Here is a 14,791-nt window from a genome sequence, read left to right as displayed (position 1 = left end):
ACGCAGATGACGAACTGGATCGTGTTCGACTACGGCGAGGTGCTGTGCACCCGCACCACCTCGGTGCCGAAACTGGCCGCCACGATGGGCGTTCCGGCCGGGGTGTTCGAGCCGGCGTACTGGGAGCTGCGCGACGCCTACGACCGGGGTTCGACCGACCTGGAGTACTGGACGTCGATCGGTGAGCGGGTGGGGGCACCGGTCGACGAGGCGATGTCGGCCGAGCTCACCGCACTCGACATCGAGGGCTGGGCGCACCTCGTCCCGTCGTCGCTCGAGCTGCTGGAATCACTGGCCGAAGCGGGCGCCGCGCTCGCCCTGCTGTCCAACGCCTCGGTGGCGTTCGGCGCATGGGTGCGCACGCAGGAATGGGCGAAACTCTTCCGTCACACGATGTTCTCCGGCGACGTGCGCTGCGCGAAGCCGGACGCGGAGATCTACCACCTGCTGCTGGACCAGCTCGGCGCCGAACCGGGGGACTGCCTGTTCTTCGACGACCGGGAGTCCAATGTGGAAGGTGCGCGGGCGGTGGGTATGCACGCGCACCGGTGGGACGGCACCGAAGCCGCCCGAGCCGCACTGGGCTGAGCGTCCGGGCCGTCGACCGGTGGACGCCACTCGCCCGACTGGACGAAGGGATCGCGACCGCATGCACCCGCTCACCCTCGGCGCGCCGATTTCCGTGCACCCGCAAGTGGATCCGCTCGACGATCTGCAGTGGGCCGACCGGCATCCGCAGATCGAAGGCGCGTGGCTGATCGATCATCTGCAGGGCTGGTTCCCGCGCGGGGCGCCCGGCGGCGTGCTCGACGATCCGCACCAGCTGCTCGATCCGCTCTCCCTGCTCGCGGCGGGCGCGGTGCGCACCGAGCGGGTCACGCTCGGCGTCGCGGTGACCGACCCGCTCCGGCGCAGCAGTGTCGCGCTCGCACAGGGCGCGAGCACGATCAGCTGGCTTGGCCACCGGCCGATGCGGCTCGGTCTCGGGGTCGGAGATCCCGGCCAGCTACGGCCGTTCGGCCTGCACCCCGGGCGTGAACGCACCGGACGCCTCACGTACCTGCGCCCGGCGCTGCGTCAGCTCGACGACCTGCGCACCACCGGCGGACTCGGCATCACCGCCGTGGCCGGCTACGAGTTGTACGTCGCCGCGCACGGGCCGCGGATGCTGGAGCTGACCGCCGCGCACGGCGACGGTTGGCTGCCGACCACTTTGTCCCCCAGGGTTTACCGGGAAAAACTCGATTACCTGCGCGCGCACGCGGAAAGCATCGGGCGCGACCCCGCCGCAATCCGGCCCACCCTGTTCGCCTGGTCCGCGCTCGCCCCGACCGGCAGGGAAAGCCGCGCACTGCTGGCCCACCCTTCGGTCCGCGCGGTCGCGCTCTACCGAGGCCCGGCGGGCTTCTCCGCACACGGCGCGACCTATCCGCTCGACCACGGCTACATCCCGCAGGACATCCCTGCCGAAAAGGCAACCGACCTGCTGACGTCGATCCCCGACGCGGTGGTCGCCGACGCCGTACTGCACGGTTCCCCGGAAGAAGTCCGCGAGCAACTGCAGGAGTACCGCGAAGCCGGATGCGAACACGTGATCCTCAACGACATCGGCCGATTCACCGACCCCGAAGGCACGGCCAGATTCCGCGAAGCGATGCTGAGCCTCGCGCGGTCGTGACCGTGCCACCGGAGCAGCCTGGACGTCCCGGCCGACGTTCCGCTACGCGGAGCGTGCCGGACTAGCTGTTGATCCGCTTCGAGCTCTTCTTGCCGGAAATCGCTCCGTAAGCCGCGGTGCCGAGGAACACCGCACCGCCGATGATCGCGATCCACAGCACCGCCTTGAACACGAACCCGAGGACCGAGCCAAGCACCATAAAGGCGATCCAGGCGACGATGAGTCCTCCGACGATCTTCCAGAACATGGCCCCTCCGATGCGATTGCCGCGCCACCTCGGCCCGGTGCCCTCCAGCCTGCCACCTACGCGCCGGAAACGCGCCGTCCAAGGACAACGTTCAGGGGGATCTCCGGGTTCCCCCTGAGCCCCCTGCCCCGATCGGCACACCCGCACCGCCAGCGGCCAAACCTAGTCTGACCTGCGGTTTTCCCGCCGGTTGAAGCCAAGTGCGCGCGGACGCGCGACGGCATGGGCCGGTCCGTTCGGAGTTCCTGGTGACCTCGGGGCGGACCGGTCGGACCCAGCCGTGTTCTGCCTGGTTTGCTCTGGCGAGCGGGCTGATCTCGTTGGCCGATCGGGCGCACGCCTGCTGCTCGACTGGGCTTCGCTGACCTGCTCGAACACTGATCTGAACACGATCAGTAGCGGCCGGATCCCGAGTACGACCAGCCCCAGTATCCGCGATGCCAAGCACGTGCTGCGCTGGCTGAACGCGCCGCACACCTACTTCGTTCGGTTGTACGTCGCGGTTCGGGACGGCCGGGGGAGACGCCGCCGCAACGAGCACCCGCCTGGCTGGGCCGACACCGATCAGGGACGCGTCCTGTTGAGTGTGGACAGTGCCGGCTGGATCAGCCTCGCCGGCGCCGCGCCATCGGACATCGCGAACAAGGTGCAACGCCTGGCGCACGACCTGCGCAACGGCAGCTGAGGGACCGCCCGCCGAAGGATGAGCTGGGCCGCGCCATCGGCAAACTGTCGGTGGCGGGGCTCAGCGTCGTAGGCAAGGGCGGCAGATAACGGGCGCACGGCAAAGGATCTCCGAGCCCCTGAGCCTCAAGCCAGCCAATCGCCCAGTCTGCGCACGCCCTCGTCGATGTGCTCGGCTGCGCCGGCGAAGGAGAATCGCACGAACTGTCCGCCGGCTACCGGGTCGAAGTCGATGCCTGGGGCGATGGCGACGCCGGTGTCTGCGAGTAGCCGTTGGCACCAGCTGAGGCTGTCCGTGGTGTGCGCGGATACGTCGGCGTAGGCGTAGAACGCGCCGTCGGCGGGGGCTAGCTTGTCGATCCCGATGCTCTTCAGGCCGCTGAACAGCCGGTCGCGGTTGCTGCGGTAGTGCGCCACGTGCGCGTCGGCCTCGGCGTAGGACTCACTCGTGAACGCTGCGACCGCCGCGTACTGCGAGAGTGCCGGTGGGCAGATGGTGAAGTTGCCGGTCAGCACGTCGACCGCGCGGTGCAGCCGCTGCGGCACCAGCATCCAGCCGAGCCGCCACCCGGTCATCGCGAAGTACTTGGAGAACGAGCCGAGCACGAGCGCCTCGCTGCCGTACTGCCAGGCGCAGTCGAGCGGGTCGCCGTAGGAGATGCCGTGGTAGATCTCGTCGCTGATGAGCTGCACGCCGTGCGAGACGCACCATCCGGAGATCGCGGCCAGTTCCCCCGGCGGCAGCACGGTGCCGGTCGGGTTGGCCGGGCTGGCCACGATCAGCCCGTCGAGCGGGCCGAGCCGATCGAGCAGGTCGACGGTGGGCTGGAAGTTCGTCTCCACCGTGGTCGCGAACTCGACGACCTCGCAGCCGAGTGCAGTCAGCAGGTTCCGGTACGCGGGGTAGCCGGGGCGCGCCATCGCCACCCGCGCACCGGGGTCGAACGCGCTGAGGAACGACAGCAGGAACCCGCCGGACGAACCGGTGGTGAGCACGACGTCGCCGGCAGCCACGTCCAGGTCGTAGCTGCGCCGGTAGTGCCCGGCGACGGCCTCGCGCAGCTCGGGGATGCCGAGCTGCTCGGTGTAGCCGAGGTTGTGCCGGTCCAGCGCTTCCTTTGCCGCCTGCCGCACCGCCGCCGGGGCCGGCACGGACGGCTGCCCGGCCACGAGCGAGACGACGTCGCCGTGACTGCGCTGCCGGGCCTGTGCCGCGGAAAGCACATCCATCACGTGGAAAGGGGGCACGCCCGCCCGCAGCGCCGGGCTGCCGAAGGCACCGATGTCGACCATGCCGTCAGGCTAAGGCCTGCCGCCGGTCGCCGAGCCGCCCGGCCGTCTCACGCGTTCTCGTCGAACGGGATCCCGTCCGGCTTGGCCTTGCCGAGGTTGCCCGCGAACTGGTCGTCCTTGATCCCCATGGTCGCGGACCCGAAATCGGCCGAGGTGAGCTTGTCGCGGATGCCTTCGGGGTAACCGTCCCAGCCGACCAGTGTCGGGTACTGCCAGCTGCCCTTGTGGTTTTCCGGCGGCTCGTCGTTGTCGGTGGCGGAGCGGAAGCAGTGCGTGGAGACGCCGTCCTTGTGGTAGACGACCTTCGCGTGCGTACCGTCGAACAGCATGTCCGAGGCGGGGTGCACGGCGAACCCGCCGTGCTGCGAGGTCGCGACGTAGCGGACCTGGTCGCCCTCGATCCACACCACGATGTGTTCCCAGTCGTGCCGGTGGCCCGCGCTGCCGGGGCCGAGCGCGGCCTGGTCCTTCTCGAAGTAGAGCGTGTACATCGCAGCGCACCAGCCGTTGTTGCACTTGGTGCGGGAGTAGGAGTTGGTGTTGTCGAGGTCGGATTCGTCCCGGCAGCTGCCGTTCACGTCCCCGCCGAGCGCCAGCCCCGGCGCGATCGTCCCGTCCGGCCCGATCGCCGGAGTCGGATAACAGCCGTCCTTGTCGTAGTCGAAGGCAGGCTGGAAGTTCTTCTCCAGATCGGTGGCATTGGCGGGCAGGGCCGCCGGCGGATCCGCCAGTGCGGCGGCAGGGAATCCCAAGGAGAGCGCGAACGCCGCACTCGCCACCACCGCAACCCTGCGCAGCCGGGTCTTCGTCGGCACAGTGCCCTCCTTGACTGACCGGATACTGATTTCGGCGGAAATTTTCCACCGCTCACGAACCGGGAACAAGAGAAGAAGAGGCACGAACGCCGCACCGTACGGGCACGGTGCGGCGTTCATCCGGCTCAACCACGCCGAATCCGTCCGGCCCGGCGGTGCGGCCGTCCGGCTCGGCGGTGCGGCACAGCGGTGCAAAACCGGACCGGCCCAACCACGCCGAATCCGTCCGGCCCGGCGGTGCGGCCGTCCGGCCCGGCGGTGCGGCCGTCCGGCCCGGCGGTGCGGCACAGCGGTACAAAACCGGACCGGCTCAACCGCGGCGAGTCCATCCAGCTCGGCGGGGCCGGAGTCCCGCCGGCTCAACTGCGGCGAATCCGTCCGGCACAGCGGTGCCGAATCGGACCGGCGCTACCGCGGCGAATCAGTACCCGCGGTACGCGCCGCCCTGCGACATCGCCTGGATGCCTGGCACGTTGCCGATCGAGCCGTACCGGTCGATCGAGTACCGGACGCCGGCGATGATGTTGTCGACCGGGTTGTAGATGTTGTCGTGTCCTGGCAGCTTGTGCCCTTGGAACGTGGAGTCGATGCACTGCATCAGGCCCTTGGACGGGTGTCCTGCGGCCGCGTTCGAATCCCAGTTGTTGATCGCGTTCGGGTTGCCGCCGGATTCGTGCTGGATGATCGCCCAGATGTTCTTGACGTCCGCGTCGGTCACGTTTACGCCCGCGGCCTGCAGTTCCTTGATCGCTTCCTGGATCCACTGCTGCACGTTTCCCGGTGGCGGCGACGAGGGCGGGCCGCCACTCGAACCGAGGCCGCCACCTCCACCGCCGCCTCCGCCGCTGCCGCCACCGCCGTGTCCGGTGTGGATACCGCCGGTGCCCTGCGGGGTGGTGCCGCCCGAACCGGGCGTCTTCACCTTGTCGTACCCGCCGTCGATCTGCTTTTTCATCAGCGTCTGCGAGCGGCCGATCATCCCGTTGGCCTGGTCGAGCAGGCCCTGCACCTGACCGTCCCAGTCGCTGGTGATCTTGTTGATGTCGGTCTTCGCCTCGGCCTTGATCTGATCGGCGCTCTTGTCCGGGCCCGGTTTGTTCTGTGCGGCGAGGGTCTTCGCGGCGTTGGTGGCCGCGTCCATGTCGGTCTGCGCCTTCTGGTTGCGCGCGTTGACCGCGGCCTCCGCACCGTGCAGCTTGTCGTTGGTGACCTTCGACTTGATGTCGCCGAGGTCTTTCGCCAACGCGGACAGGTCGTTCGCGACGTCGCCGAGGTGTGCCTCGACCTTCGCGCCGGCATTGCGCACCGAGCGCACGTAGTCGAAGAAGGAGTCGGCCGCCTGACCGGACCACACACCCCCGTCGAGTGCCTTGGTCGTGTTGTCCAGTGCCGTCGAATGGTCGGCCGCGTCGGTGGAGGCGCCGCGGAACTGGTCGGCCGCCTTGTTGATGGCGTCGACGTTCAGCTTGGCGACCTTGTCGACTTTCTCGGTGAACGCCTGCCAGTTGTCCGGCGTGCCTGCTCCGTTCGCAGTCAATGGCACGTGAGTACTCCCCCTCTGTCCCGGCTCGGTCGAATCAGGTCGTCACTTGTCTTCGTGGACGGTCAGGTCGCTCTTGGCCACCTGGTCCGTTTCGACGATCAGCCCGGCCGCCTTCCGCATCGCGAGCGCGAGTGCGTCCATGTGCTGGCCGGCAGCGTCGAACTGGCTGTGGACGCCGTTCTTCAGCTCGCCGACCGCTCCGTGCGCATCCTGCGCGCCGTCCATTCCGCCGAACGGGCTCTCGCGCTCGTCGTCCATCCCGGTGACTTTGTCCTTGGACTTGCGGAACTCGTCCCTCAGCTTCTCCACCTGACGCGCCGCGATGGACATCGAATCAGCGTCGTAGACAGGCACTTCGCGGTCATCCCCTTCACGAAAACATTCTTGCCGACCAGTCGGACGCCGGTCTGACCAGGTCGGTTCCCATATCAACTCTAAGACCTCGATCGGGTGGTGGTGGCAAACTCCGGCAAGTTCCACCCCGGAGTGCCATCCGGAATCACGGAAAGTCCGAGAAGTCCGATTTCATGATCGCCACGGGCTCACAACGCCGCCTGCAACTCGCGGACCCGTCCGATCAGGACCGGATTGTCGGCCGGGCTCACGGTGGCCCAGGCGCGACCACCGGGGTCCTCGGTGAGCTGGAAGAGGTACCGGCCGGCATCGGTGTCGTAGAAGGCGGCCACCTGGGGCGAACGGCGCACCGTACCGTCCCGCAGCACCCGTTCGGCGCAGAACTGGCCACGAGCTTCCTGACCCACCAGCATGCCGGCCAGCTCCTGTGCTTCCCACAGGTCGAGGCCACGATCTGCCAGCTCGGTGACCAGCGCCTTCGGCTCACCCCGTGCGGCGGAATCGGCGGCAACCAGTGCGTCGTGCGGTACCGAGATCGACTGTCCGACACCGGCGGCCAGATCCCCGGCCACCGGCACCGCGGCCTCGGCCAGCGCACCCTCGTCGGCGGGGATCAGCCACACCTCGTCGTGGTCGATCACGCCGAGCACCGCCTGGCTGCCCCGGCTCACCGCACGGCCGCGGATCTCCCGCTCGGCCCACACCCACACGTCCACCGCGTAGTGCGGCCGGGCGAGCAGGTGCAGCTGGTCGAGCAGGGCGCCCGAGGGACGGCCACCGCGGGCGAGCCGCCGTTGCGCGAGCGACTGCCAAGCGGACTCCACCAGCGACGTGCGTTCGGAATGTGTGCTGCCGGGCGACGGAACGGCCAGGGTGGCCGGGCGGCGGCCGAGCTCCAGCGATTCCCACAGCACGTCGAATTCGAGCGCGGACAGCACCAGGCTCACGGTCAGCGCACTTCCCCCGTGCCGTCGCCGATCACGTCACCGGTGACCATGCGCCGGTCGGTGAACAGGTCCTTGTCGTCGACGCCGAACCGGCGCACGTGCTCGTCGTCGTCCTCCCCCTGTGTCGCGGCCGGGGAGAGGAACTTCGCGTTGCCGCCTTCCGATTTGGGCGCGATCTGCTCGGTCTTGCGCAGCGCGATCGCCTCCTCCTCGGGCAGCTCGTCCACCGGCAGCGGACGCACCGGGCCGTTCTCCGGCGAACCGCCGAAGCCACGGCCCTGCCGTTCGCGGTCCCCGGCCAGCGCGCCACCGGCGACACCCGCACCGATCGCCGCGGCACCCGCGCCGACGTCTCCTGGCGACGCCCCACCACGCGGCACCGCGGGCGGAGCAGTCTCCGCACCGGGTACGAACGGCGTTTGCGGAGCGCTGCCGACCAACCGGCCCCGGTTCAGCGTCTGGTCGTGCCCGGCGCCGGGCCCGGACGCACCGCCGCCACGGCCGGTCACGCCGTCCGCCCCGGTGGCGCCGCGCGGCGCGTCCGGGAGCAGGCTCCCGTGCCGTCCGCCGTCTGGACCTCCCGGCACGGCCGACGGCGCGGAGCCACGCGGTGCACCGGAACCACCGGGCGACGAAGGACCGCCGGGGGCGGTGGTTCCGCCGGAAGCGGCGGACCCGCCAGCAGAACCCGGACCACCGGAGCCACCTGCCGAACCCGGCCCGCCGGAGCCGCCGGACGCCCCAGGACCACCGGCCGGTCCAGGACCACCGGCCGGTCGTTGGCCACCGGGCAGCCGCGAACCCGCGGAACCGCCGGACGTCCCCGGTCCGCCGGAAGCCCCCGGTCCGCCGGAAGTCCCTGGCCTGCCGGAAGTTCCCGGTCCGCCGGGGGCATCCGGCGGGTACCGACCCGAGCTGCCGGCGCCACGTCCCGGCGCGGTTTCCCCACCCGCGGGCGGTCGCGCCGGCGGGGTGATCACGTTTGCGGCAGGCACCACCCGGTTGGCCGGTGCGGAGCCCTCGTGCGCCGGCGGATCCACCACCCCACGGCCGGCCTGCTGCGCCGGAGGCGGTTCGACGTGCTGCGACCGCATCGACGTCGACGAGGGCTTGACGCCTCCGTCCGGCGTCACCTCGACCGCCGAGCCCGCGCGGTCCACGACGCCGGGCTGTCCGTCCGGCTGGGTCGTGGTCAGCGACTCCGGACGACTCAGTTCCTCACTGGTCAGCAGGTTTTCGCCGCTCTGCTGGGCGTAGGCGTTCAACGCCTCGAGCGCCTGGGCACGCGCGTTCTGCGCGGCCGCCACCTGCGCCGAGTGATCGGTCTCGAACCCGATCAGGCTCAGCACCGAATCACCGAGGGTGTAGCCGCCCGCGCCTTTGCGCACGGTCTCGGCGTCGGGCAGCTTGTACTTGGTGCGGTTGAACGCTTCGCCTTGGGTGAAGAGCATTTCCGCGGCGTGCGAGACCTTCCGCGTCGCGTCCTGAGAGAAGCCGGCCTGTTCGGTGAACACCTGCCCGGCCTGGCCGCCCGCCTCGCTCTGCCATTCGACGCCGAGCTTCGACAGCTGCGCGCGCAGGGTGCGGTCGGTGTCGGCGAGCGCGGTCGAGACGGCCTTCAGCGCCTCGACCGCTGTGCCGATGCTGCCGATTCCGTCGCCGCTGCCGAACTTCTCGATCTCCTCGGAGATGGCAGTGTCGGTCCAGCCGTCGAAGCGATGGTCGCGGATCCTTCCCGCGAGGTCCGAGATCTCCACGCGCCCTCCCTAACTCGGTGCCTTGAGGCCCTGTACCGCCAGCCCGGCGGCCTGGGTGGCGAGTTCGCACAGCTGGGGCTGGCTGAATCCGCCGGAGGTGATCGCAAACGCTTGCGCGGCCAACGTCTCGCCGTTCGCCGCGCCGACCAGCACCTCGCAGTCCGACGGGGTGCCGGACGCGCGGTAGTTCGTGAGTGCCGGATAGCCCTCGACGCTCACCGGTGCGGTGGTCATGCTGTTCTTCCGCCGCGCGCCGGTAAGCCACTCCTGCAGGTCGGCGTCGACGACCCGCAGGTGGAAAGCGTGAAACGGCTCGGTGGTGTTCGCATCGAGCACGCAGGTGGGGCCGTCCTGCGGATCCGCGGCCTTCCGCGGCACGCTGGTCACCTTCAGCTCATCGAGCTGGGCTTGGCCGATCAGCGCACACGGATCGACGCCGGCGATCGGCAGCTCGGCCGGCCGAGCGGGCAGTTGTGCGGCTTTCGCCTGCTGCGAAGCCGAGCTGACCGCCGTCTGCACCGGATACGCGGTGCCCGGGTCGGCGGACGAGCAACCGGCCACGCCGAGCACCGCCACCAAGGCGAGGAGAGGCTTAGTGGATACCGTGCGCACCGCGGTCCCCGAACGCCGCGGCCTTGTCCTCGTCGCTGGCCTGGTAGGTCTTGGCCGCGTCGCGCAGCTGTGCCACGAGCCGGTGCAGGTTGGCGACGTACTCCCGCACCTGTGCGACGTAGGACTGGTCTCCCTCGGCCACAACCAGGTTCCACGCGGCCACGGCGTTCACGCTCACCGCATCCGCCGACGGTGTGTCGATGCGCAGCTCGCCCAGCCGCGTGAGCAGCTTGTCCTCGAGCGCGGTGACCTGCTCCTCCACGACCCTGGCCACGTCGAGCAGCTTCGCCGGCTCCACCACCAGATCGGCGACGCCCGGCGCAGCAGGGACCGAGGACGCCAGATCGGTCGGCGGAGTGCTGACTGGCATGCGCTACCCCTCACGTCATACGGAAAGTGACCGTGCAAACCCGCTTCGAGGCTACCAACGCCGCCCCTGCGCCGAGACGGGTTTCGCCCAGACCGTTCAGGCGGGTGCGACGACCTCTCCGTTGGCAGCACGCAGCGCGATGTCGGTGCGGTGGTGCGAACCGGCGAGGTGCACGCGCTCGACCGTCTCGTACGCGTGCTTACGGGCGGCCTTGAGCGACTTGCCGGTGCCGACCACCGACAGCACCCGGCCACCTGCCGAGACCACGGCGCCGTCCTCGCGCCGCCGGGTGCCTGCGTGCAGCACGCCTTCGAGCTCACCGCCGGTGATCACCTCACCGGTGCGAGGTTTGCCCGGGTAGCCGTCGGCGGCGATCACCACGGTCACCGCGGCTCCGCCGGACCACTCCAGCGGCGGCAGCTCGGCCAGCGTTCCGGTTGCGGTCGCGTGCAGCACCGGGGCCAGCGGCGTGTTCAGCAGCGCGAGCACGACCTGGGTTTCCGGATCGCCGAAGCGGCAGTTGAACTCGATCACCTGCGGACCGTCCGAGGTGAGCGCGAGCCCGGCGTACAGCAGACCGGAGAACGGGCAGCCACGCCGGTCGAGTTCGTCCACCACCGGCTGCACGACCTGCGCGACGATGTCGTCGACCAGATCGTCGGCAGCCCACGGCAGCGGGGCGTAGGCCCCCATCCCCCCGGTGTTCGGGCCCTTGTCCTCGTCGCCGACGCGCTTGAAGTCCTGCGCGGGCAGCATCGGCACCACGGTGCGGCCGTCCACGAAGCAGAACAGCGAGGCCTCCGGTCCATCCAAAAAGGACTCAAGGAGTACCGGGTGGCCGCCGTCGAGCAGCATCAGCGCATGCTTGCGGGCCACCTCGACGTCCTCGGTCACCACCACGCCCTTGCCTGCGGCGAGCCCGTCGTCCTTCACCACCCAGGTCGGGCCGAAGCGCTGGAGCGCGGCGTCGAGACGGGCAGGCGTATCGACGACCTCACTACGCGCGGTGGGCACCCCCGCGGCGGCCATCACGTCTTTCGCGAACGCCTTGGAGCCCTCGATCCGCGCTGCCGCGGCACCCGGACCGAAGCAGGCGATTCCCGCCTCCCGCACGGCATCCGCAACGCCCGCGACGAGCGGGACTTCGGGGCCGACCACCACGAGATCGGCCTGCCACTGCTTGGCCAGCGCGGCGACCGCGCCCGGCTCGGCCGGCTCGACGCCGAGCTGCTCGGCGAGCGCGGCCGTGCCGGCGTTACCCGGCGCGCAGGCGAGCGCCGTGACAGCGGGGTCACCGGACACCGCGAGGACGAGTGCATGCTCACGGGCGCCGGAGCCGATTACCAGTACGCGCACGCCGGACAGCGTAACCGTGCGTGCACCGGCAGGGCAGATCGCCGTCCCGCCAAGTCCGCCCCGAACCGGAATCCACGCACCGTTTACCGGGTTGTCAGCCTCCGGCCCGGCAGGCGAAGTCCGCCCGACGCTTGCGGCCGTGAGGGTGGCGCGGTAATCGTGGCGCCGTCGGGTGCCCCGGTAGAAAGAGGTCTTCCATGAAGCGCAAACGAGTCGGCGTACTCGTCCTGTCCGGCCTTGCCCTGTTCGGGGCCGCGGGGCTGGCGATCGGTCCGGCCGCCGCCGGTGAGCAGGCCGCCCCGGATGCGGTTGCGCACGACCGCGGGCACGATGACCCGGTGATCGTCGGGCATCGGGGCGCACCCGGCTACCGTCCGGAGCACACCCTCGCGTCCTACGAACTGGCCTGGCGCCTCGGGGTGGACTCCGTGGACGTCGACCTGGTGCCGACCAAGGACGGGCAGCTGGTGGCCCGGCACGAACCGGAGATCGGCGGCACGACCGACGTCGCGGACCATCCGGAATTCGCCTCGCGCAAGACCACCAAGGTCATCGACGGCACGAAGACGACCGGCTGGTTCACCGAGGACTTCACCCTCGCCGAGCTCAAGACGCTGCGCGCGAAGGAGCGGATCCCGGAGAACCGGCCGAACAACCAGCTCTACGACGGCCGGTTCGCGATCGTCACCTACCAGGAGGTGCTGGACTTCGCCAACCGGCTCGGCAGGCAACTGCACCGCACACTCGGCACCTACCCGGAAGTCAAGCACTCCACCTATTTCTCCTCGATCGGCAATCCCGTCGAACCGAAGCTGGTGTCCGTGCTGAACCGCAACGGACTGAACCGGCCGGACGCACCGGTGGTCATCCAGTCGTTCGAGGTGTCCAACCTGCAGGCGTTGCACCGGCAGGTGCGAGTGCCGCTGCTTCAGCTGACCGAGGCGACCGGCGCTCCTGCGGACTTCGTGGCGAAGGGCGACAAGCGCACGTACGCCGACGTCGTTTCGCCGTCGGGGCTGCGTGAAGTCGCGAAGTACGCGAAGTACCTCGGGCCGGACAAGTCGCAGGTGATCCCGCTCGACACACAGGGCAATCTGGCGGCGCCGACCGCACTGGTCGACGACGCACACCAGGCCGGACTGAAGGTGCAGCCCTACACCTTCCGCAACGAAAACCCGTTCCTGCCCACGAATCTGCGCTCGTCGGACAGCCCGACCGCGTTCGGCGACGTCTTCAGCGAGGAGGCGGCGTTCTTGAAGGCAGGTGTCGACGGGTTCTTCGCCGACCAGCCGGACACGGCGCTGGAGTCGCTGCACGACTTCCTCGGCCACTGATCCTTCGCACTGCCCGGCCCGCCGCCGACCGAGGGGTCGGCGGCGGGCCGTTCTCGTCGACTGCACGCGGCGGCGAAACCTTGACACTCGTGAACGGGGCGGGCTAGCTTCTGCGGACTCAATGGTCTGTCCGCATACCTTTCAGGTGGGTGCCCGATGGATGTCTCCGACCAGCAGACCGCCGGACCCGACCATCCGGACGAGGACAGCGCACGCCTGCACGCGCTCGGCTACGCGCAGGAACTCAAGCGCACGATGTCGGCGTTCTCGAACTTCGCGGTGTCGTTCACGATCATCTCGATCCTGTCCGGCTGCCTCACGCTTTACGGCTTCGGCATGACGACCGGCGGGCCGGCGGCGATGATCTGGGGCTGGCCGCTCGTCGGGCTGTTCGTGGTGCTCGTCGGACTGGGCATGGCGGAGGTGTGCTCGAGCTACCCGACCGCGGGCGGGCTGTACTACTGGGCGGCAAAACTCGCCACGCGCAACGGACCGGCGTGGTCGTGGTTCACCGGCTGGTTCAACCTGATCGGGCAGATCGCGGTCACCGCAGGCATCGACTTCGGGGCGGCGTTGTTCCTCAACGCATTCCTCGATCTGCAATGGGGATTCAGCGCCACACCGGGGCACACCATCCTGCTGCTGGCGATCATCCTCGTGGTGCACGGAGTGCTGAACACCTTCGGCGTGCGCGTGGTCGCGCTGCTCAACAGCGTGAGCGTGTGGTGGCACCTGCTCGGAGTGCTGGTGATCGTGGGCATTCTCGTGTTCGTGCCTGCGAAGCACCAGGACGCGTCGTTCGTGTTCGGCAGCTTCGTCAACCAGACGGGCTGGGGCTCGGCGCCGTACGTGTTCGCGCTCGGGTTGCTGCTGTCGCAGTACACGCTCACCGGGTACGACGCGTCGGCACACATGACGGAGGAGACGAAGAACGCCTCGAAAGCGGGGCCACGCGGGATCATCACGTCGATCCTGGTGTCGCTGGCCGCCGGATGGGTGCTGCTGATCGGGCTGACCTTCGCGATCCAGGACTACGGCGGTGCGGTCAACTCGGCCACCGGCGTACCGCCCGCGCAGATCTTCATCGACGCGACCGGCGCCGTGACCGGGAAGTTCCTGCTGCTCATCTGTATCGGCGCACAGCTGTTCTGCGGGATGGCCTCGGTGACCGCGAACTCGCGGATGATTTACGCCTTCGCCCGCGACGGCGCGATCCCCGGCGCCAATTTCTGGCACCGCATCAACAAGCGCACCCAAACCCCGACCAACGCGGTATGGCTGGCCGCCGGCGGGGCACTGGTATTGGCACTGCCGTACCTGTGGAGCGAGACGGCGTACGCCGCGGTCACGTCGATTGCGACTGTCGGCCTGTACGTGGCGTACGTGATCCCTGTGTTCCTCCGCGTCCGCCGCGGTGACAGCTTCGAGAAGGGCCCTTGGAACCTGGGCCGCTGGGGTAAGCCGATCGGCATCATCGCCACGGCGTGGGTAGTGGTGATCTTCGTGTTGTTCATGCTGCCCCAAGCCGCCCCGGTCACGGTCGACACGTTCAACTACACACCCGTCGCCTTCCTGGTGGTACTGGGCGGCGCGGCACTGTGGTGGGCGGTGTCGGCACGGAAGTGGTTCACCGGCCCGAAGGTGCAGGGCTCCGCCGAAGAACTCGCCGCGGTGGAAAGGGAATTGAAGGACCTGGGCTGACCGCTCCGGTCCGCAGAACCCCAGCCGGCGTCTTGAGGCGTCCCGGGGGCGCAGCTGACGTTCGTTGCAGCCTGGTCGTGCGGGCTGGAGGTGCTCGAGC

15 protein-coding genes are annotated in these 14,791 nt (G+C 69.5%); 5 read left to right on the top strand and 10 right to left on the bottom strand.

From position 1 onward, the window contains the following. Window positions 1-6 precede the first annotated feature (6 nt). Window positions 7-588 (top strand): HAD family hydrolase, encoded by a 582-nt coding sequence (locus tag ABD793_RS22955; protein ID WP_344863264.1) that lies wholly within the window; start codon window positions 7-9, stop codon window positions 586-588. 61 nt (window positions 589-649) lie between these two features. Next, window positions 650-1,678 carry an LLM class flavin-dependent oxidoreductase gene (locus tag ABD793_RS22950; protein WP_344863262.1) on the top strand — a complete coding sequence of 343 codons (1,029 nt, stop codon included), beginning with the start codon at window positions 650-652 and terminating at the stop codon, window positions 1,676-1,678. Between the two features lie 61 nt (window positions 1,679-1,739). On the opposite strand, the gene ABD793_RS22945 is transcribed toward ABD793_RS22950, so the two are convergent. Then, entirely contained in the window at window positions 1,740-1,925 is a 186-nt protein-coding gene (locus tag ABD793_RS22945; protein WP_344863260.1) for a hypothetical protein, read from the bottom strand. A gap of 280 nt (window positions 1,926-2,205) precedes the next feature. Here ABD793_RS22945 and ABD793_RS22940 point away from each other — a divergent pair, with 280 nt between their 5' ends. Further along, complete coding sequence (locus ABD793_RS22940; RefSeq protein WP_344863258.1) at window positions 2,206-2,610, top strand: ESX secretion-associated protein EspG; 405 nt, start codon at window positions 2,206-2,208, stop codon at window positions 2,608-2,610. 125 nt (window positions 2,611-2,735) lie between these two features. Here ABD793_RS22940 and ABD793_RS22935 read toward each other — a convergent pair whose 3' ends face one another. From ABD793_RS22935 to purD, 9 genes are all read right to left on the bottom strand, one after another. Continuing rightward, complete coding sequence (locus tag ABD793_RS22935; RefSeq protein WP_344863256.1) at window positions 2,736-3,902, bottom strand: pyridoxal phosphate-dependent aminotransferase; 1,167 nt, start codon at window positions 3,900-3,902, stop codon at window positions 2,736-2,738. A gap of 47 nt (window positions 3,903-3,949) precedes the next feature. Further along, complete coding sequence (locus ABD793_RS22930; RefSeq protein ID WP_344863254.1) at window positions 3,950-4,717, bottom strand: NPP1 family protein; 768 nt, start codon at window positions 4,715-4,717, stop codon at window positions 3,950-3,952. A 421-nt stretch (window positions 4,718-5,138) separates the two neighbouring features. Then, entirely contained in the window at window positions 5,139-6,260 is a 1,122-nt protein-coding gene (locus ABD793_RS22925; protein ID WP_425548740.1) for a transglycosylase SLT domain-containing protein, read from the bottom strand. 42 nt (window positions 6,261-6,302) lie between these two features. Then, the gene (locus ABD793_RS22920; RefSeq protein ID WP_344863252.1) at window positions 6,303-6,614 is read right to left on the bottom strand and encodes a hypothetical protein; all 312 of its coding nucleotides are present in this window, start codon (window positions 6,612-6,614) and stop codon (window positions 6,303-6,305) included. A gap of 188 nt (window positions 6,615-6,802) precedes the next feature. After that, on the bottom strand, window positions 6,803-7,561 hold the full coding sequence (locus ABD793_RS22915) for an ESX secretion-associated protein EspG (RefSeq protein ID WP_344863250.1): 759 nt from the start codon (window positions 7,559-7,561) through the stop codon (window positions 6,803-6,805). Window positions 7,562-7,563: 2 nt separating this feature from the next. Further along, window positions 7,564-9,318: a hypothetical protein gene (locus ABD793_RS22910; protein ID WP_344863248.1), complete on the bottom strand. Its 1,755-nt coding sequence runs from the start codon at window positions 9,316-9,318 to the stop codon at window positions 7,564-7,566. Window positions 9,319-9,327: 9 nt separating this feature from the next. Further along, window positions 9,328-9,894, bottom strand: a complete 567-nt coding sequence (locus ABD793_RS22905) for a DUF3558 domain-containing protein (RefSeq protein ID WP_344863246.1) — start codon at window positions 9,892-9,894, stop codon at window positions 9,328-9,330. A gap of 16 nt (window positions 9,895-9,910) precedes the next feature. Further along, window positions 9,911-10,300 carry a PE domain-containing protein gene (locus ABD793_RS22900; RefSeq protein WP_344863244.1) on the bottom strand — a complete coding sequence of 130 codons (390 nt, stop codon included), beginning with the start codon at window positions 10,298-10,300 and terminating at the stop codon, window positions 9,911-9,913. 96 nt (window positions 10,301-10,396) lie between these two features. Continuing rightward, complete coding sequence (gene purD, locus ABD793_RS22895) at window positions 10,397-11,656, bottom strand: phosphoribosylamine--glycine ligase (RefSeq protein WP_344863242.1); 1,260 nt, start codon at window positions 11,654-11,656, stop codon at window positions 10,397-10,399. A 197-nt stretch (window positions 11,657-11,853) separates the two neighbouring features. Between purD and ABD793_RS22890 the strand changes: the two genes are divergently transcribed. Then, on the top strand, window positions 11,854-12,990 hold the full coding sequence (locus ABD793_RS22890; RefSeq protein ID WP_344863240.1) for a glycerophosphodiester phosphodiesterase: 1,137 nt from the start codon (window positions 11,854-11,856) through the stop codon (window positions 12,988-12,990). Window positions 12,991-13,146: 156 nt separating this feature from the next. Beyond that, the gene (locus ABD793_RS22885) at window positions 13,147-14,691 is read left to right on the top strand and encodes an amino acid permease (RefSeq protein ID WP_344863238.1); all 1,545 of its coding nucleotides are present in this window, start codon (window positions 13,147-13,149) and stop codon (window positions 14,689-14,691) included. Window positions 14,692-14,791 lie beyond the last annotated feature (100 nt).

This window comes from Amycolatopsis ultiminotia (assembly GCF_039536925.1).
Classification (GTDB): Bacteria; Actinomycetota; Actinomycetes; order Mycobacteriales; family Pseudonocardiaceae; genus Amycolatopsis; species Amycolatopsis ultiminotia.
Note: the sequence above shows the minus strand (reverse complement) of the source record. Positions and strands in the feature narration are given on the sequence as shown.

Coding starts and splice junctions, on each gene's coding strand:
- ABD793_RS22885 (WP_344863238.1), top strand. CDS start 13,147: ATGGATGTCTCCGACCAGCAGACCGCCGGACCCGACCATCCGGACGAG.
- ABD793_RS22935 (WP_344863256.1), bottom strand. CDS start 3,902: ATGGTCGACATCGGTGCCTTCGGCAGCCCGGCGCTGCGGGCGGGCGTG.
- ABD793_RS22890 (WP_344863240.1), top strand. CDS start 11,854: ATGAAGCGCAAACGAGTCGGCGTACTCGTCCTGTCCGGCCTTGCCCTG.
- ABD793_RS22900 (WP_344863244.1), bottom strand. CDS start 10,300: ATGCCAGTCAGCACTCCGCCGACCGATCTGGCGTCCTCGGTCCCTGCT.
- ABD793_RS22950 (WP_344863262.1), top strand. CDS start 650: ATGCACCCGCTCACCCTCGGCGCGCCGATTTCCGTGCACCCGCAAGTG.
- ABD793_RS22955 (WP_344863264.1), top strand. CDS start 7: ATGACGAACTGGATCGTGTTCGACTACGGCGAGGTGCTGTGCACCCGC.
- ABD793_RS22945 (WP_344863260.1), bottom strand. CDS start 1,925: ATGTTCTGGAAGATCGTCGGAGGACTCATCGTCGCCTGGATCGCCTTT.